The organism is Alcanivorax sp. IL2, assembly GCF_047495475.1.
In the GTDB taxonomy this organism is placed as follows: Bacteria; Pseudomonadota; Gammaproteobacteria; order Pseudomonadales; family Alcanivoracaceae; genus Alcanivorax.
In genome coordinates, this window is sequence record NZ_CP179932.1 from 1,240,071 (window position 1) to 1,265,605 (window position 25,535).

19 protein-coding genes are annotated in these 25,535 nt (G+C 58.6%); 11 read left to right on the forward strand and 8 right to left on the reverse strand.

Going from position 1 to position 25,535, the window contains the following annotated elements; translation table 11 throughout:
- Window positions 1-88: 88 nt before the first annotated feature.
- Window positions 89-1,099: a TRAP transporter substrate-binding protein DctP gene (gene dctP / locus ACMG4N_RS05800; protein WP_297770824.1), complete on the reverse strand. Its 1,011-nt coding sequence runs from the start codon at window positions 1,097-1,099 to the stop codon at window positions 89-91.
- A gap of 316 nt (window positions 1,100-1,415) precedes the next feature.
- Between dctP and ACMG4N_RS05805 the strand changes: the two genes are divergently transcribed.
- On the forward strand, window positions 1,416-2,378 hold the full coding sequence (locus ACMG4N_RS05805) for a tRNA dihydrouridine synthase (RefSeq protein WP_414433306.1): 963 nt from the start codon (window positions 1,416-1,418) through the stop codon (window positions 2,376-2,378).
- Here the strand turns inward: ACMG4N_RS05805 and ACMG4N_RS05810 are convergent.
- Window positions 2,326-3,348: an MBL fold metallo-hydrolase gene (locus ACMG4N_RS05810; protein WP_414433082.1), complete on the reverse strand. Its 1,023-nt coding sequence runs from the start codon at window positions 3,346-3,348 to the stop codon at window positions 2,326-2,328. The two genes, ACMG4N_RS05805 and ACMG4N_RS05810, sit on opposite strands and share 53 nt — an antisense overlap.
- Window positions 3,349-3,643: 295 nt before the next feature.
- Here ACMG4N_RS05810 and ACMG4N_RS05815 point away from each other — a divergent pair, with 295 nt between their 5' ends.
- From ACMG4N_RS05815 to ACMG4N_RS05840, 6 genes are all read left to right on the forward strand, one after another.
- A complete protein-coding gene (locus ACMG4N_RS05815; protein ID WP_297769931.1) occupies window positions 3,644-3,901 on the forward strand; it encodes a DUF4212 domain-containing protein in 258 nt (85 codons plus the stop codon).
- A 13-nt stretch (window positions 3,902-3,914) separates the two neighbouring features.
- Window positions 3,915-5,711, forward strand: a complete 1,797-nt coding sequence (locus ACMG4N_RS05820) for a sodium:solute symporter family protein (protein ID WP_297769934.1) — start codon at window positions 3,915-3,917, stop codon at window positions 5,709-5,711.
- 191 nt (window positions 5,712-5,902) lie between these two features.
- On the forward strand, window positions 5,903-7,714 hold the full coding sequence (locus tag ACMG4N_RS05825; RefSeq protein WP_297769936.1) for a DUF294 nucleotidyltransferase-like domain-containing protein: 1,812 nt from the start codon (window positions 5,903-5,905) through the stop codon (window positions 7,712-7,714).
- A 30-nt stretch (window positions 7,715-7,744) separates the two neighbouring features.
- Window positions 7,745-8,356, forward strand: a complete 612-nt coding sequence (locus ACMG4N_RS05830; protein ID WP_297769939.1) for a 3'-5' exonuclease — start codon at window positions 7,745-7,747, stop codon at window positions 8,354-8,356.
- Between the two features lie 144 nt (window positions 8,357-8,500).
- Window positions 8,501-8,716, forward strand: a complete 216-nt coding sequence (locus ACMG4N_RS05835; RefSeq protein WP_297769942.1) for a hypothetical protein — start codon at window positions 8,501-8,503, stop codon at window positions 8,714-8,716.
- Between the two features lie 37 nt (window positions 8,717-8,753).
- A complete protein-coding gene (locus ACMG4N_RS05840; protein WP_414433083.1) occupies window positions 8,754-12,221 on the forward strand; it encodes a PAS-domain containing protein in 3,468 nt (1,155 codons plus the stop codon).
- A 140-nt stretch (window positions 12,222-12,361) separates the two neighbouring features.
- Here ACMG4N_RS05840 and ACMG4N_RS05845 read toward each other — a convergent pair whose 3' ends face one another.
- Window positions 12,362-13,018, reverse strand: coding sequence for a response regulator (locus tag ACMG4N_RS05845; RefSeq protein ID WP_297769947.1), 657 nt, complete (start codon window positions 13,016-13,018; stop codon window positions 12,362-12,364).
- A gap of 184 nt (window positions 13,019-13,202) precedes the next feature.
- The gene (acs, locus tag ACMG4N_RS05850) at window positions 13,203-15,152 is read right to left on the reverse strand and encodes an acetate--CoA ligase (RefSeq protein ID WP_414433084.1); all 1,950 of its coding nucleotides are present in this window, start codon (window positions 15,150-15,152) and stop codon (window positions 13,203-13,205) included.
- Window positions 15,153-15,580: 428 nt separating this feature from the next.
- Here acs and ACMG4N_RS05855 point away from each other — a divergent pair, with 428 nt between their 5' ends.
- Window positions 15,581-16,774 carry a DcaP family trimeric outer membrane transporter gene (locus tag ACMG4N_RS05855; protein WP_297769952.1) on the forward strand — a complete coding sequence of 398 codons (1,194 nt, stop codon included), beginning with the start codon at window positions 15,581-15,583 and terminating at the stop codon, window positions 16,772-16,774.
- A 143-nt stretch (window positions 16,775-16,917) separates the two neighbouring features.
- On the opposite strand, the gene ACMG4N_RS05860 is transcribed toward ACMG4N_RS05855, so the two are convergent.
- From ACMG4N_RS05860 to ACMG4N_RS05875, 4 genes are all read right to left on the reverse strand, one after another.
- Window positions 16,918-17,313 carry an ectoine synthase gene (locus ACMG4N_RS05860; protein ID WP_297769955.1) on the reverse strand — a complete coding sequence of 132 codons (396 nt, stop codon included), beginning with the start codon at window positions 17,311-17,313 and terminating at the stop codon, window positions 16,918-16,920.
- 68 nt (window positions 17,314-17,381) lie between these two features.
- The gene (gene ectB / locus ACMG4N_RS05865; RefSeq protein WP_297769958.1) at window positions 17,382-18,686 is read right to left on the reverse strand and encodes a diaminobutyrate--2-oxoglutarate transaminase; all 1,305 of its coding nucleotides are present in this window, start codon (window positions 18,684-18,686) and stop codon (window positions 17,382-17,384) included.
- A 50-nt stretch (window positions 18,687-18,736) separates the two neighbouring features.
- The gene (ectA, locus tag ACMG4N_RS05870) at window positions 18,737-19,279 is read right to left on the reverse strand and encodes a diaminobutyrate acetyltransferase (RefSeq protein ID WP_290510498.1); all 543 of its coding nucleotides are present in this window, start codon (window positions 19,277-19,279) and stop codon (window positions 18,737-18,739) included.
- Between the two features lie 4 nt (window positions 19,280-19,283).
- A complete protein-coding gene (locus ACMG4N_RS05875; RefSeq protein ID WP_297769963.1) occupies window positions 19,284-19,826 on the reverse strand; it encodes a MarR family winged helix-turn-helix transcriptional regulator in 543 nt (180 codons plus the stop codon).
- Between the two features lie 475 nt (window positions 19,827-20,301).
- Here ACMG4N_RS05875 and ACMG4N_RS05880 point away from each other — a divergent pair, with 475 nt between their 5' ends.
- The 3 genes from ACMG4N_RS05880 (at window position 20,302) to ACMG4N_RS05890 (ending at window position 25,255) form a co-directional block, all read left to right on the forward strand.
- A complete protein-coding gene (locus ACMG4N_RS05880; protein ID WP_414431141.1) occupies window positions 20,302-21,195 on the forward strand; it encodes a tetratricopeptide repeat protein in 894 nt (297 codons plus the stop codon).
- 175 nt (window positions 21,196-21,370) lie between these two features.
- Window positions 21,371-22,330, forward strand: a complete 960-nt coding sequence (folE2, locus tag ACMG4N_RS05885; RefSeq protein ID WP_414433085.1) for a GTP cyclohydrolase FolE2 — start codon at window positions 21,371-21,373, stop codon at window positions 22,328-22,330.
- 294 nt (window positions 22,331-22,624) lie between these two features.
- The gene (locus tag ACMG4N_RS05890; protein WP_414433086.1) at window positions 22,625-25,255 is read left to right on the forward strand and encodes a LuxR C-terminal-related transcriptional regulator; all 2,631 of its coding nucleotides are present in this window, start codon (window positions 22,625-22,627) and stop codon (window positions 25,253-25,255) included.
- Window positions 25,256-25,535 lie beyond the last annotated feature (280 nt).

Genomic DNA, 25,535 nt, shown 5'->3' on the forward strand with positions numbered 1-25,535 from the left:
AATCCTGTACTGCTATTCAGGGTTCCGGAATTGATCGGTCGCCGGGAGCCGACCGCAGAGCTGTTCGGCCCCGGCGTGGTATTGCCTGTTATTCTTTTTCAATAGCTTCAAGGTCAGCCTTGAACTGCTCAAGCAGTTCGGCGCCGCTCTCACCGGTCATTTCCACGAACCGGTTTTCCACCTGCGGAGCCCGTTCCCGGAATGCCTGACGCTGTTCTTTGCTCAGACGGGTGACGGTAACCTCGTCACTGTCCTCAAGAATCTTGTCGAGCATTTTTTCGCCAAGACCGGGCACGTAGTCTGCAATATGTTCAAAGGCATGATCGGTGGCATTGCGAACCAGTTCTTTATCTTCCTCAGACAAGCCGTTGAAGAATTCCTGGTTGGCCATCATGGCCGTGGTGAACTGGTTATGGCCGGTGAAAATCAGGTTTGGCGACACTTCATAGAGCCCGCCGGACTGGATCCAGAAAATCGGATTCTCCTGCCCCTGAATGATATTGGTCTGCAGTGCACCGTACACTTCGCCCCAGGGCAGGGGAGTCGGGGTGGCACCGAAAGCCTGGTAGGTTTCGGAAAGCAGAGGATTGGTCATGGTACGAATATTCTTGCCCTGGAAACCTTCCGGCGACGTCACTGGCTCATCCGCTGTGATGACCACTTCCCCTTCCGGGTACATGGTCAGCAGTTCCAGGCCCTGTTCGGCGTAGAGCTTGGGAAACATCTCGTTGATGGCTTTGCTTTCCTCAAAGAAGGTAACCACTTTTTCGGATTCCACCGGCAGCAGGTAAGGAATGAAGAAAATCTGTGCCTCGGGGATCAGGGAGCCGGTAAAGCCCGGTGACTGGTTGACGAATTGCAGGACGCCGGCCTGGGTCAGTTCCATGATGTCGTCGGATTCACCCAACTCACCAAAGCGATGAATCTGTAACGTATGTGCCGAGTTTTCTTCGATGTATTCCTTGAACTTGTGTGCGAAAACATCCTGCACATCACCTTCGTATTCTTCGTGGGCATAGCGCCAGTTCTGTCCCTGTGCTTCGGCGCTGGCGGCGGGCTCTTCAGCGTTATCGCTACATGCTGCCAGTGACGCCATCATCACCGTGGCTGCGACGGCGCCTGCTAGTGATCGAATGGTCATTGTGTACCCTCATGTCTGGTTGGCGGTGAAACAATGCCCGCAAAATCTTCCATTTTTCACGAACATTGAGGTTCACCTTGGCAAAGGAAAACCGGAAGTGCAAGAAACCGGGTCCCGTTTATGTCAGGAGTATCACGGGTTTTGTGGACCGATACCGGTTGTCTCGAAGTGCGTCTTTTTGCTGTTTTTCGGGTAGTCGGATTGCCGGGAAGTGGTGGTGCTCTGCTGATTTCAGCGGAAAACAGCAGGGGAGCTGGCGACGCTTTCTGTTAGAATTCGCGCCATGAAACTGATCCTTGCCCCCATGGAAGGCCTGGCTGACTTCTGGGTTCGCCAGGCTCTCACCGACGTGGGCCGTTATGACTGGTGTGTCAGCGAGTTTGTCCGTGTCAGCGGCCAGCTGCTGCCGCCGCGTGTCTTCTATCGCTGGTGTCCGGAGCTGAAACAGGGCTCCCGTACCCGGGCGGGAATTCCTGTGCATGTTCAACTGCTGGGCTCGGACCCTGCCTGTATGGCGGAGAATGCGGCCCGGGCGGTGGAGCTGGGCGCGCCGGCCATCGATCTGAATTTCGGTTGCCCGGCAAAAACCGTCAATCGCCATCGTGGTGGGGCTGTGCTGCTTGATGAGCCGGACGTGGTGCATGCCGTCACGGCGGCAGTGCGCCGGGCGGTGCCGTCATCCATTACCGTGTCGGTGAAGATGCGCCTGGGTAATGAGGAGGATGCGCTGGCACTGGATAATGCCCGGGCGGTGGAGGCGGCGGGGGCTGCCTGGCTGACGGTTCATGGTCGCACCAAGCGTCAGGGTTATCGACCGCCGGCCTACTGGGACCGGATCAGCCATATCCGTGAGGCCATATCGCTGCCGGTGATTGCCAACGGGGAGATCTGGACTCCGCAAGACGCCCGCCGCTGTCAGCATGAAAGTGGTTGTCAGGATTTGATGTTGGGTCGCGGCGCAGTGGCTGATCCCTGGCTGGTCAATGCGCTACGGGATGAAAGCCGCGCTACTCGCTGGGAGGATATCCCGCCGGTGTTGAGCCGGTTCCTGGCCGATGTTATCGGCACAGGCACTGATGCCCAGGTGGCAGGACGGGTCAAACAGTGGCTCAGCTATTTGCGTCGTCAGTGGCCCCAGGCTGGCGTGCTGCTGGAGCAGATCAAGCGGGAATCCGACCCTCTGGCTATGGCGCCGTTTCTGCCGGCACCGGAGAACTCTGTGCCGATGCCGAAGTAGGCGGCGTCAGGGTAAAGCGTTGGAACGGCGGCAACACAAAGAAATCACCATCATGACGGTCGGCCATGGCATGGAATGAGGCATCCAGATTGTCCAGTGCCCATGGTAATGGCGCCACGTCGTCACGAAGTTCTGCGAAAAAATCATCCCAGTGCACCGGTATCACCGTGTGCGCCCCCACCGCCTGGGCGGTTTCCTCCATGAATGCCTGCTGGTAGGCCTCGCTTTGCTTGCCAAGGCTGGCGCTGGCCAGCAGCGCATAATCCGCCTGGTAACGGTCCAGTTCGCCGGGTTGCATGCCGGCGCTACCCTGAATAAGCAGGCTGCCGGCCGGGTGGCTGATCACCAGCCCGTAGCTGGTGCCTTCTTCCCAGGCGCCCAGTGGCGCCGGTGGCGTTACCGGTTCGGTAATCTCGCCCTTGCCGGTCCAGTTTTCGATGGCTGCCGGCAATGGCACGTGACCGGCGGGTACAAAGTAGAGCGTGAAATCGCCGAACCGGTAAGGGTGGTGGGTCTGTACCGTGGTGATGCGTGCTTCCGGCAAGCCGCCACCGCGGCCCACCATGGCGGTGGACGCAGATCCCAGCAGCTGAGCACCGGTACGCTGCGCCACCATGGGTGAATCCATGGCATGGTCGAAATGGGAATGCAGAACCGGGATGGCATCCAGCTCGCTGATGTTCGCCTGTTTCAGGGCGCTATCGATACGTTGCTGATTGGGTTCGATCATGCCAAAAAGCTGGGGGATGCTGACCCGGGAAAAGTAGCCGTCGGTGAGCAAGTGGGTGGTGCCGTCGCTGACCAGCACGGTGCTGGTGCCGAGAAAGGTAAGGGTAACCTCGCCGGGCTGAGCCTGAGACTGAGCCTGGGCAACGGGCCAGTGATCCCGTGAGGGGGATAGCTGGAGTGACACGGTGATAGCAACAGCCGCTACCAAAAGGGCGCCGATCATCCATCGCGCAATTTTCATGGGACATCCAATGTTGTTCTGTGGACAGGCCGTTCCGGGCCTGGGGGCGCATTTTAACGGAAAACCTGCATTCTGACAGGGACTCTACCGCAATAGACGGTGCTTTTTCGCAAAGTCGGCACGATGCTGACGGATTCTTCTGTCAGCCATATCGTCGCCCCATCCCGTCTGCCCGATCTGTCTGGGCTTCGACTAAAGTCATACTGTGCCGCCGGTGCCCTTTGGCTAGTCTTGATAGCGAGCCTATCCCGATTTGTGGATAGCCCGCTACAACGAGGACGCAGAGGGACGAGTAATGAAAGAAGAAAATGCCCGCGCCTATTGGGCTGCCAACCTGCGATTGATTCTGACCTACCTGGCTATCTGGTTCGCCGTTTCCTATGGCTGCGGAATCCTGCTGGTGGATGAACTCAATCACATTCAATTTTTCGGATTCAAGCTGGGTTTCTGGTTTGCGCAGCAAGGGGCCATCTATGTGTTCCTGGTGCTGATCGTCATGTATGCGCGGTCTATGAACAAGCTGGATCGTAAATTCGACGTCCACGAAGACTGAGAGGGGTAAGATTATGGATGTTCAAACACTCACCTATCTCTTTGTGGGCGGTTCCTTTGCGCTCTACATCGGGATTGCGATCTGGTCACGAGCCGGGTCGACCAAAGACTTTTACGTGGCTGGTGGCGGTGTGTCTCCCATTGCCAACGGCGCGGCGACGGCGGCGGACTGGATGTCCGCAGCCTCTTTTATTTCCATGGCGGGGATCATTGCTTACTCCGGTTACGACGCTTCGGTCTATCTGATGGGGTGGACGGGGGGCTATGTGTTGCTGGCCATGTTGCTGGCACCTTATCTTCGCAAGTTCGGCAAGTTTACGGTGCCCGATTTTATCGGTGACCGTTACTACTCGAATGTGGCGCGTACCGTGGCCGTGATCTGCGTGATTTTTGTGTCCTTTACCTACGTGGCCGGGCAGATGCGTGGCACCGGTATTGTGTTTGCCCGTTTTCTGGAAGTGAACGTGAATACCGGTGTGGTTATCGGTATGGGCATCGTTTTCTTCTATGCGGTACTCGGCGGCATGAAAGGGATTACCTATACCCAGGTGGCTCAGTATTGCGTGCTTATCTTTGCCTTCCTGGTGCCGGCAGTCTTCCTGTCCATCATGATGACCGGTCATGTGCTGCCGCAGACCGGTTTTGGTGCCACCGTGCTGGACGCGGCGGGTAATGATTCCGGTGTCTATCTGCTCAATAAACTGGATCAGGTGGTGACGGACCTGGGCTTTACTGAATATACCGATGGCTCCAAGTCCACCATTGATGTGTTTTTCATCGCCGCTGCGCTGATGTGTGGTACTGCCGGTCTGCCCCACGTGATCGTTCGTTTCTTCACCGTGCCGCGCGTGAAGGATGCTCGCATCAGTGCTGGCTGGGCGCTGTTCTTTATTGCCCTGCTGTACACCTCTGCCCCTGCAGTGGGCGCCTTTGCCCGCCTCAACCTGATTGATACGGTTCACCAGACCCAGTATGAAAAACTGCCTGACTGGTTCTATAACTGGGAAAACTCCGGCCTGATCGGTTGGGTGGACAAGAATGGTGATGGTGCGGTGCAAATGAGTGCCGGCGCCCCCTTCGAAGGCAAGCCTACATTTGCGGGCACCCGTGCCGAAGTCCAGGGCAGCTATGGCGAGCGGGTTCTGACCAATACGCCCACCGACAACGATGCCGAGGTATATATCGACCGCGACATCATCGTGCTGGCCAACCCGGAAATCGGCAACCTGCCGGCCTGGGTGATTGCGCTGGTCGCGGCCGGTGGGGTCGCGGCAGCATTGTCCACAGCGGCAGGGCTGTTGCTGGTGATTTCCAGTGCCATTTCCCATGACCTGCTGAAGAAGACCCTGAAGCCTGATATCACCGAGAAACAGGAGCTGCTGGCTGCCCGTGGGGCGGCGGTGGTGGCGATCTGTATCGCCGGCTACTTCGGTATCAATCCGCCGGGCTTTGTGGCCCAGGTGGTGGCATTCGCCTTCGGGCTGGCAGCGGCGAGCTTCTTCCCGGTCATCCTCATGGGCATCTTCTACAAGCGCATGAACAAGGAAGGCGCCATCGCGGGCATGCTCACCGGGTTGGTCTTTACCTTCTGCTACATCGTCTTCTTCAAGTTCGTGTCTCCGGAGCTGAACAGCGCCGAGCACTGGCTGATGGGCGTGTCTCCGGAAGGTATCGGTACCGTTGGCATGCTGCTCAACTTTGCCGTGGCCTTTACCGTATCCCGGTTCACCGCCCCACCGCCGGAGCATATCCAGCATATCGTGGAAGACATCCGTGTTCCGCGGGGTGCCGGGGAAGCTGTGGCGCACTAAAGAAAGGCGTTGAGCAAACCGGTGTGGAAGTAGTCAATCCGCACCGGTTTTGCGCTTTATGAAACAAGAGAGGAGAGTTAAAAGTTGAAAGTTTAAAGTTGCAACGCGGGCACGGCATTTCTGCTCCTGGCGCGCCATCTCCGCGCTTTTACACTTTGAACTTTCAACTTTTAACTAACCGGTCCGTGGCCATGATTGAAAAGGAACTCGACCAGTATCCGTTCAGCCTGCTGGGAACAGCAGGCCGGCATCGCTTGAACCAGGGCACTGATCTGGCCTATTACGAGCCCGGCGATATTATTCTGGAGGCGGCCAGCCCCAGTGATTACGTCTACGTGGTTCACAAGGGCAGCGTGGCGGAGCTGGACGTGAATGCCCCGGATGGGCGCAGCCAGGTGGGAGTATATGCCGCCGGGGATCTTTTCGGGGCTATCAGTGTACTCAACGGAAAAAGCCGTTACCGCTTCCGTGCCGAGCAACAGACCCTGTGCCACCTGATTCCCGCCGCCCTGTTTCTGGAGCTGTGCGACAGCGAGCCGGAATTTGGCCGCTTCTTCCGCCAGACGCTGGCGGAAAAAAGTCAGCGTCTGGCGGAGCGTCGAGAAGGAGGCGTCACTCTGGCCGGCTTTATGCTGGCACGGGTGGATCAGTGCATGCGCGAGCCCCTGGTTATGGCGCCAAAGGCTACCCTGCGTGATGCAGTGACGGCGCTCAAGCAGCACGGTGTCGACAGCGTGCTGATCCACGGTGATGAGGGCTTTGCCATTGTCACCAAGACCGATCTGCTGACCGCCCTGGTACTCAATGAACAAACTGCCGACACGCCGTTGGAAGCGGCGGCAGAGCGGCAGCTGGTGACCACCCGCCCGGACGACTATCTGTTTACCGCGCTGACCCGCATGACCCGCCACAAAGTTGCCCGTGTAGTGGTGATGGCCGGCGAGCAGGCGGTGGGTGTGGTGGAGCTCACCGATGTGCTCAGCTTCTTCTCCAGCCGTTCCTATGTGGTGGGTCTGGAAATCGAGAAGGCAGAATCCCTGGATGAGTTACGGCAGGCCAGTGAACGTTTGCCGGAGCTGGTGGAAGCACTGATGGCCCAGGGCGTAAAGATGCGCTTTGCCATGGATCTGCTGGCCGCGCTGAATGGGCGCATCATGGCCAAAGCCTTCGGCATGGTGGTGCCGGCAGAGCAGCAGCAAGCCTGTCTGATCATCATGGGCAGCGAGGGGCGCGGGGAGCAGATACTGAAAACCGATCAGGATAATGGCCTGATCCTGGCGGACGGTCAGCACTGGCCCCGCTGTGAAACCGACGCCCGTCGTTTTACCGAAACACTACTGACCCTGGGCTACCCGCCTTGCCCCGGCAAGGTCATGGTGTCCAACCCGGAATGGGTGGGCAGTCTGAGCCAGTGGCAGCAGCGCATTCATGACTGGGCGGGGGATGTCGGAGGCGAAGGCTTGATACGCATCACGACCCTGATGGATGCCCACTGTGTAGCAGGGGATAACCGGTTGCTGGAAACCGTTCGTTCGGCCTTGTTCGATCGCTGTAGTAATGACGATCTGTTCATGGCCCATTTTGCCCGTCCTGTTCTGCAGTTTGCCACGCCACTGAATCTGTTCGGCTCCCTGAAAAAACCGCAGCATGGCATCGATATCAAGAAGGGCGCCCTGTTTCCTGTGGTCCATGGCGTGCGCGCTCTGGCGTTGCAGCAGCGGATTCGTGAAACCTCAACACTGTCGCGGCTGGAAAAGCTGGTGGCAGCGAAGGTGCTGGAGCCTGGCATTGCGGAAGACCTGGGCGAAGCCATGGAGCTGTTCAGTGAGCTGCGTCTGAATCATCAACTGGAGCACCTTCATGGCGATGCCATGAATATTCCCGACAACCATATTGTGGTGCAGCGGCTGTCATCCCTGGAGCGGGATCTGCTCCGTGATGCCCTGCATCTGGTCAGTGAGTTCAAGCAGCGCCTGTCCCGTCGTTTCCATCTGGAATACTGAGGGCGGCCCGTGGGTGCGAGGATACAAGCCATGCTGAGACAACTGCGACGTATTAGTGACCGACACCGTCATGGGCATGGGCCTTTCGCGCATCTTTTCATGCCCTATGAAGGCAGCGATGTCATCGCCATCGATTGTGAAACCACCGGCCTGGATAGCCGCCATGCAGAACTGGTATCCATTGCCGCGGTGCCCGTGAAGCAGGGGCGGGTGCTGACCAGTCAGGCGCTGGATATCAAACTGGCAGCCCCGGATAGCCTGGAAGGCAGTTCCATCCGAATTCACCGTTTGCGGCCGGTGGACCTGGATGAGGGGGAGTCCGTGGTTGCCACGCTGGAGCAGCTGCTGGACTTTATCGGCAATCGGCCCCTCGTGGGCTGGTGCGTGGATTTCGATGTGGCCATGGTCAACCGCTACCTGCGCCCTCTGATGGGGTTTGATCTGCCCAACCCCACCATCGAGCTGTCGTCCCTGTATCAGAAAAAAATGCGCCACTGGAAGCCAGAGCTGGAACCGGATCTGCACTTCGATGCCATGGCCGCTGCCCTGCAGGTTCCCGTCATTGAGCGTCACACCGCCCGTGGCGATGCGGTAACCGCGGCGTTGATGTATCTGCAGCTGCAGAAGCCGGTGCTCAACTAAGGAACGTATGAATAACTCTCAATATTCCAGATATTCCCTGATAAAGAGCACTTGAGACGACAGACAAAGAAAAACGGACCGCGCATGACGAGGCAGGCGAATGCCCTGACCGATGCTCAACCGGATTGCTCGAGGAGACGACACATGTTGTACGCAGAAAAAATAACCCTGATCGCCGGTCTGTGTGTGGTGCTCTATGCCTACCTGCGTTACTGGCAGCGCACCCGTGATACCCGTGGCCTGCTGACCTTCTGGCGGCGGGAAATGACCCTGACGGTATCCGAGTTCAAATGGCAGCGAGCGGGCATCGCCCTGTTGCTGGTGGCGGTGGCGCTACGCTTCACCCAATCCTTGTTATAAGCTCAAAGAAAATAACGGCAACCAACCGGGAGCGGCGGTGTTTTCATTGTGGCAGCTGAGTGGCCTGGCACTGGGGTATGTGCTGGTGCTGTTCGTGATCGCCTGGTGGGGCGACCGGGCGGCACGCCAGGATCGCAAAACCTTTCAGAATGCCTGGGTCTACAGCCTGGGTCTGGGTGTCTATTGCACCTCCTGGACCTTCTACGGGGCGGTGGGAGAAGCCGCCCAGAACGGCTGGAACTACCTGCCCATCTACCTTGGTCCGATTCTCACCGTGCTGCTGGGGGGAGCCCTGATCTACAAGATGGTCACGGTGGCCCAGCAGCATCATATTACCTCCATCGCCGATTTCCTTGCTGCCCGTTACGGCAAGTCCCGCCGGCTGGCGGTGCTGGTCACCCTGGTGGCGATCATCGGTGTGCTCCCCTATATCGCCCTGCAGCTGAAAGCCGTCACCCTGTCGTTTGATTATGTCCTCAAGGATTCTGCCCAGTACGGGGTCGATACGGCTTTGATAGTGGCGGCGCTGATGGCGGTCTTTACCCTGCTGTTCGGCACTCGCCACATCGATACCACCGAGCACCAGTCCGGCCTGATGTTGGCGGTCAGTTTCGAATCCTTTATCAAGGTGGTGGCCTTTGTGTTGCTCGGGCTCTACTGCCTGTATGCCATTTTCGATGGCCCCATGGATATGTGGCAGCAACTGGCGTTGCAAGGTGACGTGCTGCAGATTTTCGAGCCCACCCTGTTTTCCCAGAGTTTTGTCACCGCCCTGTTGCTATCCATGGTCGCGATCCTTTGTCTGCCCCGTCAGTTCCATGCGGGGGTGGTGGAAAATAATGACCTGCGACACCTGCGCACCACCCGTTGGCTGTTTCCGCTGTATCTTCTGATGTTTGCCATCTTTGTGTTGCCGATCGTGGTGGCCGGGGTCATCACCCAGCCTTATCTGATCGGTCAGGCAGACACCTATATGTTGTCGTTGCCCATGGCGCAGGACAATTCCGCCATGCTGATGGTGTCTTTTATCGGCGGCATCGCGGCGGCAACCGGCATGGTGATTGTGTCCACCATCTCGCTGGCCATCATGCTCACCAACGAGGTGCTGTTGCCCCTGTGGTTGCAGTCCCGGCTCCATGAGAAGGATCAACTGGCCGGCTTGAGCCGACAGCTGCGATTCCTGCGCCGGGCCAGCATTCTGGTATTGCTGGGCCTGGCCTTTGCCTTCCATACGCTGATAGATCGTTTCGATGGGCTGGCCAGTATCGGCCTGCTGTCCTTTGCAGCGGTAGCCCAGTTTGCGCCAGCGCTGGTGGGGGCGCTGTACTGGCGCACCGGCCACAAGCAGGGCGCCTTTGCGGGTCTCGGTGTCGGCTTTCTGCTGTGGTTTTTCTGTTTGTTGGTGCCGGTGATATTGCCCATGGAATGGGTGCAGGTGATGAACGACCGGGGCCTGCTGGGGCTGGGCTTGTTGCGCCCCCATGCGCTGTTTGGCATCGAGGGGCTGGAGCCGCTCACCCATGGCGTGTTCTGGTCTCTGTTGGGGAACCTGGCCGCGTTTATCTATTTTTCCCGGCGTGCGACCCACGATGCCCTGGACGAGGCTCAGGCGGCCCGGTTTGTGGACATGCCCATGGACTGGTGGCGCGAAGGCATTGGCCACCCCTCCATTACTACCGCAGAGCTGCTGGAAGTGTGTAAACGCGGGCTGGGCCATCCCCGAGCCGAGCCGTTGTTCTTCGATTACATGCGTCGGCGCAGTGTGTCTGAGGAGCTGGAATTGCCGGCGCCTTTGCATCTGGTGCGCTATGTGGAGCGGTTGTTGGCGGGCACCATGGGGGCCTCTACCGCGCGGATCGTGATGAGCACGCTGCTGCGCAAGCAGAATAGTCGCCATGACGATGTGGTGCGGATGATGGATGAGGCCTCCGAGCTCATCCAGTTCAATCACCAGTTGCTGCGCACCACCATCGAAACCATCAGCCAGGGTATCTGCGTGGTAGATCGAGAGATGCAGGTGGTGGCCTGGAATCAGGCCTATGTGAAGCTGTTCGATTACCCGGAGGGGCTGATCCGTCTGGGGCGTCCCATTGAGGATGTGTATCGCTATAACGCGGAGCGCGGTTACTACGAGGGTGAAAACCTGGAAGAAGATGTGAGCAAGCGGGTGCAGTTGCTGCGTGAAGGCCACTCCCACCAGTTCGAGCGGGCACTGCCCAACGGTATTGTTGTGGAAGTGCGCGGCACGCCCATGATCGGGGGTGGCTTTGTCAGTACCTACATGGATATCACCGAACGCAAACGCGACGAACAGGCCCTGCTTCAGATCAATGAAAATCTGGAGAACATGGTCTCCGAGCGCACCCGCAAACTCACCGAAGTGAATGAAAAACTGGCCCGCGCCAACGAGGGCAAGACCCGTTTCCTGGCTGCCGCTGGCCATGACCTGATGCAGCCACTCAATGCTGCCCAGCTGTTTACCTCTTCACTGCGCCAGCAGTTGATCAAGCGTGATGGTAGTAGCTTTGTTCATGAGGTGGATGTACTCGGGCATGTAGACACCTCCCTGCAGGCTGCCGAGCAGATCATTAGCGCACTGATGGAAATCAGCAAACTGGATACCGGCACCATGCCGGCCCACGTGCACCCGCTGCGCCTGGGGAGTCTGATGGAACCGTTAAGCCAGGAGTTTTCTGCGCTGGCCGCCGCCAATGACCTCAGCCTGCGAGCGGTCATCTGTCACGCCGTGGTGGAAACGGATGAAGGCCTGTTGCGCCGTGTGCTGCAGAATCTGCTTTCCAATGCCATTCGCTATACCGAGCAGGGGCGCATCCTGTTTGGCTGTCGTCGCCAACACAATGCCATCCGCATTGACGTGTGGGACACAGGCCCGGGGATCCCCGATGATCAGCACGAGGCGATCTTCCGGGAATTCCAGCGGCTGCCGCAACAAACCCGTAAAGCGATAAAGGGCCTGGGGCTGGGCCTGGCCATTGCCGATCGCATCTGTCGTCTGCTGGGGCACCGCTTAACGGTCCGCTCCTGGCCGGGCAAGGGCACCGTGTTCAGTGTCACCGTGCCGCTGGCCAAGGGTGAGGTGCCGCCGGTGCTGCAAGAAACAGTAACCGTTAGCCAGGGCATTCAGGGCATGCGGGTTTTCTGCGTGGATAACGACCCGGCTCTGCTCGCCAGCCTGGTGGCTGCCCTGGAGATGCTCGACTGTGAGGTGATCGCCGCCAGCGGTCTTGAGGACGCCCTGAAAAAAGCCGCCACCAGCCCGGTTCCGGATGTGCTGCTGGTGGATTACCAGCTGGATGACGAAGACGGCTTTACCGTTATCGACGGCCTGGACAGCGGCTGGGACGATGTGGTCCCCGCCATCCTCATGACCGCCGACCGCAACCCGGCAGTACGCGAACATGCGGAAGAACAGGGTATTGGGTTTCTGCAGAAGCCGTTGACGGAGGGGATGCTTAGGAGAGCGTTGGAGGCAGTGAATAGTTAATAGTGAACAGTTAATAGTGCGCGGCGAGCGCATGTGTTTTTAATACGCACGAGGCCGCGACCAAACCATGGTCGCGGCCTCGCGCCTTGAAGAAACCATAAACCCAAAACCGCGAGCTGTTAACTGTTCACTATTAACTGTTAACTACCTTCCACCCCCTGCGGTTCAATCGCCAAATCCTTCAACGCCAGTACCGCCTGGGTGCGGTTGCGTACGCCCAGTTTGCGGAAGATGGCGGTCATGTGGGCCTTGATGGTGGCTTCTGACACATCCAGTTCGTAGGCGATGACCTTGTTCTGCATGCCTTCCATGAGCATTCCCATCACCCGAAATTGCTGGGGTGTGAGGCTGGCGATGCGCTCGCTCATGGCGGAATGGTCGGGCAGGGTGGGGGGCATGGCCCGGCGGGCATGCTCCGGAAGCCAGCGCTCACCCTCCATGATCTTGCGCATGGCATCGGTCATGGTATCGATGGAGGCCGATTTGGGAATAAAACCATCGGCACCAAAGTGAATGGCGCGCTGAATGACATCGACGCTTTCCGTGGCGGAAATCACCACCAGCGGCACCTTGCGATATTGCTCGCGCAGATAGACCAGGCCGGAAAAGCCATGGGTACCCGGCATGTGCAAGTCGAGCAGAATTACATCAAAAGGAATGGCCTGCTGGCCCAGGGTTTCCAGGGTGGCAAGAGAGTCTGCTTCGTGGATGGTGGCATCGACAAAGCTGGCCTCCACCGCCTGTTTCAGGGCAGCGCGGAAAAGGGGGTGGTCATCGGCTATCAGTATTGTTGTCATGACCTTGATTTAAGCATGAAAGAAAAAAAGATGCTGCCCTGGCGGGCAGCATGGAAGGTGGAATAAAACAACAGACTCCCTTCAGCGTAAATTCTCTGGCACTTTCTGTATGGCGCCCTTAGCTCCGGATGGTTCGCAGCCGAGGCCGCGGGCGGCTCTTCGTGCGCCCTGTGCTGATCTGAAATCACCGGTTCACCCGGGTTTCCACCAGGCTGGCCACCACGGCCGGGTCCGCCAGTGTGGAAATATCCCCCAGGCTGTCGTGCTCGTTGGAAGCAACCTTCCTGAGGATGCGGCGCATGATTTTGCCGGAACGGGTTTTCGGTAGCCCGGCAGTGAAATGGATCAAATCCGGGGTGGCGATGGGGCCGATTTCCCGGCGTACCCACTGGCGCAGTTCCTGGAGAAGAGCATCGCTGGCAGCTTCGCCGTCATTGAGCGTCACATAGACATAGATGCCCTGGCCCTTGATGTCGTGGGGGTAGCCGACCACGGCGGCTTCGCACACCTTGGGGTGGGCGACCAGCGCGCTTTCCACTTCTGAGGTACCCATGCGGTGGCCGGACACGTTGAGCACATCATCCACGCGCCCGGTGATCCAGTAGTAACCGTCTTCGTCGCGGCGGGCGCCGTCCCCGGTGGTGTAGTAGCCGGGGAAGCTGCTGAAGTAAGTCTGCACAAAACGCTCATGGTCACCCCACAGGGTGCGGGCCTGCCCTGGCCAGCTATCGGCGATCACCAGGTTGCCTTCGGCGGGGCCATCCAGCAGGTTGCCATCGTTATCGACCAGGGCCGGTTGCACGCCGAAGAAGGGCAGGGTGGCGGCACCGGGTTTGGCTTCTATGGCAGCCGGTAACGGACAGATCATGATGCCGCCGGTCTCCGTCTGCCACCAGGTATCCACCACGGCAGCCTGGCCGTTACCGACCACATCGTGGAACCACTGCCAGGCCGCCGGATTGATCGGCTCGCCGGCGGTGGCCAGCACGCGCAGTTTGTCACGGCGGCTGCTCTCGCAGCAGTGGTTGCCACCTGCCATCAGGGCGCGAATGGCGGTGGGGGCGGTATAGAGAATTTCCACCTCGTAGCGATCGATGATATCGCCCACCCGCTGGTCGTTGGGATAGTTGGGCACCCCTTCAAACATGACGCAAGTGGCACCGTTGGCCAGCGGGCCGTAGACCAGATAGGTGTGGCCGGTGATCCAGCCCACATCGGCCGTGCACCAGTACACCTGGCCGGGCTGGTAATCGAAGGCCAGCTGATGGGTCAATGAGGCGTAGACCATATAGCCGCCGGTGGTATGCAGCACCCCCTTGGGCTTACCGGTGGAGCCGGAGGTATAAAGGATGAACAGCGGGTCTTCCGCGTTCATGGCTTGCGCCGGGCAGTGGCTGTCGCTTTGAGCCTGCTCTTCTGCGTAGTCCAGGTCGCGGCCGGGTTGCCAGTGAATGTCATTGCCCACGTGGCGAACGACCAGCACGTTTTCCACCACATCGGTGCCGTCCTGGAGCAGGGCCTCATCCACATTGGCCTTGAGTGGAACCGGCTTGCCGCCACGGCGACCGGCATCGGCGGTGATCACCATCCTGGCGCCGCAATCGGCAATACGACCGGCCAGGGCATCCGGGGAAAAACCGGCAAACACCACAGAATGAATAGCGCCAATGCGGGCGCAGGCAAGCATGGCGAAAACGGCCTCCGGGATCATCGGCATATAGATCATCACCCGGTCGCCTTTGCCGACACCTTGTCGCTTGAGCGTATTGGCAAGCTGGCAGACATGCAGGTGCAGGGCCTGGTAGGTGATCTCCCGGCTCGGTTGGCCGGGTTCATCCGCTTCCCAATACAGAGCGACCGCATCGCCATTGCCGGCCAGGTGACGGTCGATGCAGTTGCTGCTGGCGTTCAGCTCGCCGTCATGAAACCAGCGAATATGGACATCATCCGGGTGGAAGCGGGTGTCGCGAATGTGTTGCGGTTCGCGTAGCCAGTCGATTCGCTGAGCCTGGCTGCGCCAGAAACCGACACTGTCCTGCAGACTTTGCTGGTAGAGAGACTGGTAGTCGTTGGCGTCGATCCAGCAATGGGATTTCAGTGTGGCTTTTACCGGCACGCGTTTACCCGTTTCCATGGGACTTCCTCACTGAAGTGATGAAATTATTTTTAGCAGTCTTGGCAGTGTGCGAAAGCAAGGCTCTGGCCTGAATTAGACCTTGGTCGTAATGACGCAACAGGCGGCACGCTTCAGGTAGCAGGTAAAACCAGCAAGGCGCCGCTCCGGCGTTATCCATCTTGTCCTGGGAAGCGATGCTTGCATCGCGAAGAAGTTGGCAGGGCGTGGGGTATTCACGATGCAAGCATCGTTTCCCTCGGGGTGTTGGGAACATGGCAAGGAATCACCTGGCCGCTTTCATGTGATTTCGTCTTCGCCGGGCGTCCAGCATCAGCCGTATGGCATTTTCACTGCGTTCGACCTATGGCTAATAGTTGAGCGCACAGGGTCCGAGCAAGCTGTTCGTGGAGTGACTTACGTGTTGATGAAAACAAGAGGACAGGGCCATGACAGCAATAAAACCCACGTACCTGTGTGCCGCCGTGTTGTTTGCCCATGCGGGTATCGCAGGTGCTGCAACGCTGGAGGAGCGCGTTGCCGATCTGGAAAACAAACTGCAGCACAGCGGTGGTAACAGTCAGATCACCTTCGGCGGTTTTATCAAAGCCGATACCATCTTCAGCAAATATAGTGATGGGGAAGACGCATCATCCGCCATCGGGGAGGACTTTATGGTGCCCTCTACCATCCCCGTCGCTGGTGAAGAGGGTTCCGGCAAGCTGCACATGATCGCCAAACAAAGCCGCTTCTGGCTAAAGAGCGTGACGCATACTCCGGTGGGGGATGTGAAGGGCCATATCGAGATTGATTTTCAGACCAATGGCCTGGGCAATGAACGTATTACCAACAGCTATGCACCGCGGATTCGTCACGCCTACCTGAGCTGGGATAAATGGTTGTTCGGGCAAACCTGGTCGACCTTCTTCAATGTCAGCGCGCTACCGGAAACCCTGGATTTTGTCGGCGCTGCCGGCACCGTGTTCCAGCGGCAAGCGCAGATCCGCTACACCCGTGGCCCAATCATGCTGGCCCTGGAAAACCCGTCTACCACCCTCTACGGCGGTGCGGAAAACCCCTACGACGATAACGGAGTACCCGATGTGGTGCTGCGCTACAACCTGGCCGGCGACTGGGGCAATGTCAGCCTTTCCGGCATGGGTCGTGAGCTGGCCTATCAGGATAATATCGGTGGCCAGGACCGTGACGAAAGCGAATACGGGTATGGTCTGGCTGTGGCGGGCAAGATGATGCTGGGTGAGAGTGACGACGTGCGTTTCCAGCTCAATTACGGCAACGCCATTGGCCGTTACCATACGCTGAATGCGTTCCGCTCCGGGCAGATTGAAGCGGATGGCGATATCGAACTGATTGATCAGTGGAGCGCGGTTCTGGCCCTGCGTCACCACTGGAATGATACCTGGCGGTCCAATGTTGCGGTATCCATGAGCGAAGCGGACAACCCGGATACCGTGGCCGGCACCAGTAATGAAAGCGTGCAGAGCGCCCACGCCAACCTGATTTGGCAGGTGGCCAAACCGCTGTCTCTGGGGGGCGAGTTGATCTATGGCGAGCGGGAAACCGAGGCCGGCGATGACGGTAACCTGAAGCGCGTACAGCTCACGGCCAAGTACGCATTCTGAGAAACGAGGCTTTATTGATTTAACCGTTGTCCCGAAATGACAGCGACGGTAAATCGAGAAAGGGGAAAAAAAACGGGGCGCATTAAGCGCCCCGTTTTTTTGCATGCAAGCCTTCTGCATGCCGCGTGTAGCGGCTGGTGATCTTAGTCCAGATCCGCCGGGTACACGCCGTGCTCGTCGTGCACTTCCTTGCCGCTCAGGGGCGGGGTGAAGGCACAGGCCACCACCATGTCTTCGTCACCACCATAAAGCCAGTGCTCGTCGTGTTCGTCGAGCAGGTAGATGGTGCCCGGCAGCAGGTCGTAGATCTTGCCGTCGGCGATGGTTTCGATCTTGCCGTTGCCGGAAATCACATACACGGATTCCCAGTGGTTCTTGTAATGGATGTGGGTCTTGGTGCCCTTGAAGATGGTGGTGATGTTGAAGGAATGACCCATCTTGTCATCTTTCAGGGACAGGCGCACAGACTGCCAGTTGCCGTTTTCGGCTTTGACACAACGCTCTGATTTTTCGGCTTCAGCCAGAGTACGAACGATCATGAATATGACTCCTGAGCAAAAAAGGGAGGGAGGAAAGGCTCCCCCGGGGAGGGGGAGCGGGCAGCCTGTCAGGCAGAGATGCTGGCAACAGAGTGCGCTTCACCGCGTTTGATGCGGTCAGTCATCACTTCGGCAACGCTTTCCTTGACGATATCCAGAGCCCGGGTCAGGTCTTCTTCATCAATGGTCAGCGGGCACAGGGTCTTGATCACCTGATCATCGGCACCGGAGGTCTCGATCACCAGCTGGCGCTTGAAGCAGGCCTTGGTGATTTCGCCGGCCACTTCGCCATCGCGAGCTACCAGTCCCTGCATCATGCCGCGACCGTTCAGGTAGAACCAGTGGTCGTCATAGGTGTTGGCGATCTCGCGGAAGCGGTCGGTGATGATGTCCGCCTTGCGCTGTACTTCCTTGGCGAACTTGTCGTCGCGCCAGTAGTGGTTGAGTGCAGCAGCAGCAGTCACGAACGCCAGGTTGTGGCCACGGAAAGTACCGTTGTGCTCACCGGGTTTCCACATGTCCAGTTCCGGCTTCAGCAGCACCATGGCAAACGGCAGACCGTAGCCACTCAGGGACTTGGACAGTGTGATGATGTCCGGGGTGATGCCAATATCATCGAAGCTGAAGAAGGTGCCGGTACGGCCACAGCCAGCCTGGATGTCATCGAGAATCAGCAGCATGTCGTGCTTGCGGCACACTTTTTCCAGGTTACGCAGCCAGTCAAAGCTTGCAGCGTTGATGCCGCCTTCGCCCTGCACGGTTTCTACAATCACTGCAGCCGGGTGATCCACGCCGCTGGAAGAGTCGCCCAGCACCTTGTCCAGGTACTCGGTGGTGTCGAAGGCATCGCCCAGATAGCCGTCGTACGGCATCGGTGTAACGCCGCCCATGGTGACCCCTGCAACGCCACGGTGGTGGCTGTTACCGGTGGTGGCCAGGGCACCCAGGCTCACGCCATGGAAGCCGTTGGTAAAGCTGATGATGTTCTCGCGACCCTTGATGTTACGGGCAACTTTCAGCGCCGCTTCCACCGCATTGGTACCGGTGGGGCCGGTGAACTGCATGACATAGTCCATATCGCGGGGCTTCAGGATCACTTCATAGAAAGCATCCATGAACTCACGCTTGGCGGTGGTGTGCATGTCCAGGCCATGAACAATGCCGTCACGCTGAATGTACTCAAGCAGCTTCTCTTTCAGAACCGGGTTGTTGTGGCCGTAGTTGAGGGTGCCCGCGCCGGCCAGGAAATCGATGTATTCCTTGCCGTTTTCGTCATACAGGTAGCTGCCCTTGGCCTGGTTGAAGACCACCGGGAAGCTGCGCGCATAGCTCATTACTTCCGATTCGTGACTGTCAAAAATGTCGGTATCCATGATTCCTGTTCCTCGCGTGAATTCGGTACTTGTTCGTTCTGGTCTGGGTTTCAGGCTTCGTCTCTATTGAACGGCCCGATACGCAGCAGGTATTCGTCATTGTGTTCGCCGGCAAAATGAATGCGCGAATCGAACAGAATAAATTCTTCCGTGGGCATGCTGCGCTGGTAGGCGAAGCTGCGGAACATTCCCCAGGACGCTTCATTGTCCGGGGTAATGGTGGTCTCGATGAACTGAACGTCGGCGCTTTCTTCGCGCTCTATCAGCTCGGCCAGCATGCGCTTGGCCAGACCCTTGCCGCGGGCTTTCTCATGCACGGCCACCTGCCAGACAAACAACGTGTTTTGCTGCTTGGGCGGAATGTAGCCGGAGATGAAGCCCACCAGGTCGCCATCCATTTCTGCGGCGACGGAGGTGTCTGCAAAGTGCGTGCATTGCAGCAAATTGCAGTAGACGGAGTTCTCGTCCAGCGGCTTGCACTCACTGATCAGCTTGTGCACCCGGCTGCCGTCCTGGCTTTCCGGTTTACGGAAAGTAATGTCATCCTGATTGTCGGTGGATGAGTCCGTTTTCTTTGCACTGTCTGCAACCATGGTTTCACTTTTGGTCCGTTTTAGAGAAAGAGTTGGCTTCGCGTTCGCGGCGGCTACTCATGTCCACCGCTGGTTGAGCGCGGTCAATAGCGCCCAGGTCCAGTACTGGAGACGCATCGATGTCTCCGGCATTCATCATCGCGGCCACCCGTTGCAGGGAGCTCAGTATCAAGGACTGCTCCCAATCTTCCAGGCGGTCAAAACGCTCGATGAATTCGTCCTGAAGCGGGGTAGGGGCCTTGTCGATAATTTCATCGCCGGCCCGGGTAAGGTGGGCATACACCCGGCGTTTGTCCTGCTCGCCGCGCTTGCGCTCGACCAGCTCCCGCTTTTCCAGGCGATCCAGAATCGTGGTAATGGTGGCCTGGCTGAGGGAAACCTCATTGGCCAGATCACCCATGGTGATTTCACCGTGGGCAGAGATCGCCTGCATGATAAGCAGTTGCGGCGATGTCAGGCCGGAGACCTTGCTCAATTTCCGTGAGTAGAGGTCGGTGGCGCGGATAATCTGTCGTAAAGCGATCAGCACGTCTTCGTGTCTGGCCATTGCCGTGAGTTCTCTTGATAACAAAGTAATGTGACCGTTATTAGACATAATATGTCTGCAATCACCTTTGAGATGTAAGGACTTAAGGAGCCTCTGAATAGCTCCTTGACCTCGCACCGTTCAGGGCAACGCCAAGTAATTCCTTGCTAAAAGTGATAAGCTATTTTAGAGATAAAAAATTTAGAAGTCAAAGTAACTGCCGGCGGGAACCCGCCAAAACCGCGCGACTCTACGTCCTCTCTGGCCTGCGCGGGATTTGTCACAAGCCCTGTAATAGGCTGAAACCCCTCCCCTTGCTGAATCAATATTGCTCCCTTGATTAAGTAGCTGTCCGTGTCCGGTTGTCCTGGCCAATGTGCCCACAGTGGTGGCGCATGGCAGGGCTTAATGCGACCATACCCTGGGTCTGAAGTGACCGCTTCGGGGCCGTTTTTTGAACGTAAGTCGACAGATTGAGGATAGAGTCTTGCAGACAATGCGACTTGCGCGCCTGGCTTTGCTGGGGGTGTTGTTTATGGGCCTGGTGCCCACGGTATTGGCGGAAACCGACGAGGCTCCCCGCCAGGAAGCTGAAAGCGAAATCGAGAAGGGGCCGGTGATTTCCCAGTTTCGGGAAAACTGGATCCTTGGCGAGCTGCGTAACCTCCGTCAGGACATGATGGAGTACCGTAACCAGATGAACCTGCTGGTCACCGACCGGGAGCTGGAAGTGGCCGACAAGGCCATGGGCTACGCCACCAATACGGTGACCTATTTCTTCTACCTGATTGCTGGCGCCGCCTCCATTCTGGCCCTGGTGGGCTGGTCCACCATCCGTGACCTGAAGGACAACGTGCGGGTCTACGCGGAAAAGGAAATGGCCCGCCTCACCAGTGAGTACGAGGCTCGCCTGGCGGACCTGGAACGGGAGCTGCGCAAGAAGTCCCTGACCATCGCCGAAAACCAGGAAGAGATCGAGCGTACCAACGAGATCCACAGCCTGTGGCTGAAGGCCACCAAAGAGCCCAGTGCCCAGGCCAAGATCGAGCTCTACGACCGGATTCTGGAACTGCGCCCGGACGATCCGGAAGCCTTGGCCTGGAAGGCGGATGCGGCCCTGGAGCTGGGGGAGCAGCGCTGGGCCCTGAGCCTGTGCGACCGGGTACTGGAAGTGGATGAAGAGAACTCCCATGCCCTATACCAGCGCGCCTGCGCCTGGGCCGGGCTGGGCGAAATCGATAATGCCTTTACCGATCTGGAGGCTGCCATCCAGACCTCGGAAACCCTGCGTCGCCACGCCCGTAGCGAAGAAATGTTCCGGCCGCTGCACGAGTTGGCCCGCTTTCAGGAACTGGTTGGAGTTACTGACGATAGCGGCCTGGCTGACTGATAGCCCACTTCTGTCAATCCCATAGACAAAGCCGCGCCCGCAAATGGTCAATTTGCGGGATACTTTCTGCTAGACTTGCCCCCCCTTGTCAGTCAGGGCGATGACGACCGGGTTACCGTTTTGTTCACCCGGAGAGTCCTATCATGGCCTCTTGCACGCCCCTATGGAGAATCCCATGACACGTGAAACGGGTGCCGGTGGCACCAAACAGATGCCGGACATTGCGTCCAATTCCATGGTGGATCACATCCATAGCACCCTGGATTGGGTCGGCATGAGCGAAATCCATCTGCCCGCCCGGGTTAGTGACACCCTGGCCGGCGAGCGCCCGGTAAGCACGTCCATTCAGGCCTATGTGAACCTGGCCAATCCGGACGCCAAGGGCATTCATATGTCCCGGCTATTCCTGATGCTCGAAGAGACTTTCGGCGACCATTCGGTCAGTGCCGCGTCCATCGAGCAGCTGCTGCGTAATTTCCTGCAGACCCACGAAGGGCTCAGTACGCGTGGCTTTGTACAGCTGGACTTTGAATACTCCATGCGTCGCCCGGCACTGAAGAGCAGCTACTCCGGCTGGAAGAGCTATCCGGTAAGCATCAAGGGCACCCTGTGTGAAGAAGGCATGCGTATCGAGATGTACGTGGAAGTGCCGTACTCTTCTACCTGCCCCTGTTCTGCGGCGCTGTCCCGCCAGCTGATTCAGGAACAGTTCCGCCGCGACTTTGCGGAAGGCAAAGTGGATGCGGATGCGGTGTTCGAATGGCTCGGCACGGAAGAGGGCATCCTGGCAACTCCGCACAGCCAGCGTTCGGTGGCCCAGGTGAGAGTGTTGCTGGACCACACCGAAGGGGATGCTTTCCCGATCACCGCGTTGATCGACTCCATCGAGGGTTCCCTGAAAACCCCGGTGCAGACCGCCGTGAAACGGGTGGACGAGCAGGAGTTTGCCCTGCTGAATGGTCAGAACCTGATGTTCTGCGAAGATGCGGCGCGCCGTCTCAAGCAGGCCTTGAACCCGCAGGGTTGCTACAAGGATTTCTGGCTGCGTGTGAACCACCTGGAAAGCCTGCATGCCCACAACGCAGTGGCGATCGTCACCAAAGAAGTGGACGGTGGCTACCTGCCGATTCCCTGATCCACCCAGGGAATGTTGAAAAAGCCTCCTTCCTTAACGGGAAGGGGGCTTTTTTTATGGTGAATGATCCGCGCTCTTCTCCGTTGGCGCCGCGCTCGTAAGGCGAAAGCGGGGCGTTCCCGTTGCCTTTTCCCCCTCAGCAAACGGCGTTGTGATTTGCGGCCATGGGGCTACCCGGTTGCTCAAGTTGTGATCAAATGCCGGGCCGGTCGTACCGATATCCGCTAGTTTGCATATCGGCACTGGCGTCCCAGCCCGGCCGACAACAATAAAAACACGCTAGGCAGACCAGAAATGAGTACGACTGATGCGTCCCGGCCCGCTGCGGGTCGGTTCTACCGGAAGGAACTGGTGGCATTGCTGGATCATTGCGCCCGGGTTCCACTGACCCTGTTGCTGGCCCCGGCCGGGGCCGGCAAATCCACCTTGCTCAGCCAGTGGCAGACCGGGGCCGAGCCCCGTGCGGTGGTGTCCCTGAACCTGCGCCCGGCGGATGATGATCCGGTGCGCTTCCTACGCCGTTTTGCCGAGCAGACCCGGGCAGTGGTGCCGGCGTTTGATACCTCCTGGTTCATGCCCTTCGATGTGGCCGAGTTGCCACCATCGTCCATTGCCGATGCCCTGTTTGATGCCCTCGAGCAGGTCAGTGAGCCCCTCTTTATTGTCTTTGATGACTTCCAGCATATTCGCAGCCCGGAAACTCTCAGCGTCATCAGCACCCTGCTGGACCAGCCACCGGCAGACGTCCATCTGATTATTGCCAGTCGTACCCAGCCGTCCTTTGATGTCAGTCGCCTGCGGCTGGACGATGCTGTGGTGGAAATCGGTGCCGCCGACCTGAAGATACGTCGCGAGGAAGTTACCGCGCTTAATGAAGGCCTGGGTGGCACGGCCCTGGACGAGGACGAGCTGGCTCACCTGCTTACCATCACCGAAGGCTGGATGGCGGGGGTCAAGATTGCCCTGCTGGCGGCCATGCGTTCCGGTATGCAGACCCTGCAGGACTTTGATGCCAGCCAGCCGGAGTTGATGGAGTACTTCGGCCATGCAGTCTTGAAAGGCCTGCCCGATACCGCCCGCACCCTGTTCATGCAGAGCTCGCTGCTGGACAGTTTCAATGCCGAGATGTGCGACCAGGTGCTGCACAGCGATCGCGCCGCCCGCCTGATTGAGGAGTTGACCTCCCGGGAGCTGTTTCTGATGCCGGTGCCCGGCAAGCCCGGCTGGTATCGTTACCATGCATTGCTCAAGGATTTCCTGCGCGCCCGGGTGGCCATCGACATGCCCGACTGCATCGCGCCGATTCATCGCCGGGCTACCCGCTATTTCGTGCGTCAGCAGAATTTTCGCCAGGCGGTATGGCACGCTAAACGGGCCGGGGACGACACGCTGTTCATTCATTGCCTGGAGCAGGCGTTCGATTACTGGCTGCGCGAAGGCTACACCGCCCATATTCTCGACTGGGCGGAAACCCTGCCCGATAGCGTGATTCTCAGTCGCGACGAATTGTCCGCCCCCTTGATCAGCACCCTGACCCTGTCGCGCCGTTTTTTTCGTGCCCGCTATTACCTGGATGCCTTGAAGGAGGCGCCACGCAGTGGTGACGCGGCCTGGGGAAATCATGCCCGGGTGATCGATTTTCTGGAAATGCACCTGCAACTGTTCCAGCACGACACCGACTTCATGGAAGGCGCCAATCTGTCGCTACTGATGGAAAGCAGCGGGCACCGGGATATCCGCGCCTTCTCCCTGGCCATGGTGGCCTACTACCATTTGCAGCATGGCCGGCTGGAATCCGCGCTGGCGTTTTCCTGCCAGGCCCGGGACGTGCTGCTGCGGCTGGGGCATCATTTTACCGCCGGTTATGCCGGCTTGATTACCGCGCTGGCCAATCACCAGCTTGGCCACATCGGCGAAGCGGTCGCCTTTATCAACGAACACTTTCACGGCACCTCGCGGGATTGCCCCACCTGGTCCCTGTGGGCGACGGGCATGGTGGTAGTACTGTACGACCAGAACCGGCTGGAAGAAGCCCAGCAACTGTGCGAAGACTTGTTGCCCATGGTGTCGTCTGCCTCGGCCACGGAAGTGATCTCCACCGTCTACCTGACGCTGTCCCGGCTGCAGCACTTGCAGGGCAAGCAAAAGCCCTCCGAGCGCATGCTGGAAAAACTGCTCGGCATCTTGCAGCTGGGAAATTACCAACGCTTCGTCAACATGGCGGTGCTGGAAATGATGCGCCAGGCGTTCACGACCGGTCACTGGGCCCGACTGGATGCGGTAGCGGAACGCTTCGACCTGGCCGGCTGGGTGGCTGACAACGCCACGCGTACCCCGGCCACCTACAGCCAGAGCTGGGAACGCAAAGGGCTTGCCGCGGCCTACTGGCTGATCGCTAATGGCCGTCTTGCCGAAGCGGAAGCCGTGTTGCAGCGGCTGCTGGCGGTAGTGAAGGCGGCTGGCATCATGACTCGGGCTTCCATCATCGAGGCCAACCTGTTGGTGATCACCGGCAAGGGGCTTTCTGCCAGCGAGCAGGCCAAGCGGGTGGATGAACTGATCACCCGTTACGGTTTGCTCAACATCAACCGATCCGTGTTTGACGAAGCGCCGGGGCTGGCCAGCCTGATGCAGGGGCTATGGGGCAGCGGTGCCCTGATGTTGCCGGATTTCTATACCCAGCTGTTCCCCTCTGTGTTCGATGCCGCGCCCGCCAACGATCCTCTGGCAGTGGACCCGGATTCGGTACTCACGCCGAAAGAACTGGAGATCTTCGAGCTGCTGCAGGGTGGCCTGAGCAATGCGGGCATCAGCGAAAAGACCGGCACCTCCATCACCACCACCAAGTGGCACCTGAAAAACATCTACAGCAAACTCGGCGTCTCCAGCCGCACCGAAGCCGTCCTGCGCGCCGCACCGAGATGAGTTGAAAGTTCAAAGTTTAAAGTTGAAAAGCGCGACTGATCGCGGAGTGTTGTTGTTGGCCGTGCCCGCGTCTTGCCATTAAACGCGGGCACGGCCTGGTCGGTTGCAAGGTCCTGGCCGCGTTTCAACTTTAAACTTTCAACTTGTAACTGCTTTCCCCAAACCATGACCCGGTTCGCGATTTCCGCTTACCCCCTCCCGCAGGAGGGGGTGGAGGGGTCGACCCCGTTGCTAGAGTCCGGGCGTTGTCATCCGACATACCCGAGAACAAAAGACGGAG

Coding starts and splice junctions, on each gene's coding strand:
- dctP (WP_297770824.1), bottom strand. CDS start 1,099: ATGATGGCGTCACTGGCAGCATGTAGCGATAACGCTGAAGAGCCCGCC.
- ACMG4N_RS05810 (WP_414433082.1), bottom strand. CDS start 3,348: ATGAAAATTGCGCGATGGATGATCGGCGCCCTTTTGGTAGCGGCTGTT.
- ACMG4N_RS05815 (WP_297769931.1), top strand. CDS start 3,644: ATGAAAGAAGAAAATGCCCGCGCCTATTGGGCTGCCAACCTGCGATTG.
- ACMG4N_RS05820 (WP_297769934.1), top strand. CDS start 3,915: ATGGATGTTCAAACACTCACCTATCTCTTTGTGGGCGGTTCCTTTGCG.
- ACMG4N_RS05825 (WP_297769936.1), top strand. CDS start 5,903: ATGATTGAAAAGGAACTCGACCAGTATCCGTTCAGCCTGCTGGGAACA.
- ACMG4N_RS05830 (WP_297769939.1), top strand. CDS start 7,745: ATGCTGAGACAACTGCGACGTATTAGTGACCGACACCGTCATGGGCAT.
- ACMG4N_RS05835 (WP_297769942.1), top strand. CDS start 8,501: ATGTTGTACGCAGAAAAAATAACCCTGATCGCCGGTCTGTGTGTGGTG.
- ACMG4N_RS05845 (WP_297769947.1), bottom strand. CDS start 13,018: ATGACAACAATACTGATAGCCGATGACCACCCCCTTTTCCGCGCTGCC.
- acs (WP_414433084.1), bottom strand. CDS start 15,152: ATGGAAACGGGTAAACGCGTGCCGGTAAAAGCCACACTGAAATCCCAT.
- ACMG4N_RS05855 (WP_297769952.1), top strand. CDS start 15,581: ATGACAGCAATAAAACCCACGTACCTGTGTGCCGCCGTGTTGTTTGCC.
- ACMG4N_RS05860 (WP_297769955.1), bottom strand. CDS start 17,313: ATGATCGTTCGTACTCTGGCTGAAGCCGAAAAATCAGAGCGTTGTGTC.
- ectB (WP_297769958.1), bottom strand. CDS start 18,686: ATGGATACCGACATTTTTGACAGTCACGAATCGGAAGTAATGAGCTAT.
- ectA (WP_290510498.1), bottom strand. CDS start 19,279: ATGGTTGCAGACAGTGCAAAGAAAACGGACTCATCCACCGACAATCAG.
- ACMG4N_RS05875 (WP_297769963.1), bottom strand. CDS start 19,826: ATGGCCAGACACGAAGACGTGCTGATCGCTTTACGACAGATTATCCGC.
- ACMG4N_RS05880 (WP_414431141.1), top strand. CDS start 20,302: ATGCGACTTGCGCGCCTGGCTTTGCTGGGGGTGTTGTTTATGGGCCTG.
- folE2 (WP_414433085.1), top strand. CDS start 21,371: ATGACACGTGAAACGGGTGCCGGTGGCACCAAACAGATGCCGGACATT.
- ACMG4N_RS05890 (WP_414433086.1), top strand. CDS start 22,625: ATGAGTACGACTGATGCGTCCCGGCCCGCTGCGGGTCGGTTCTACCGG.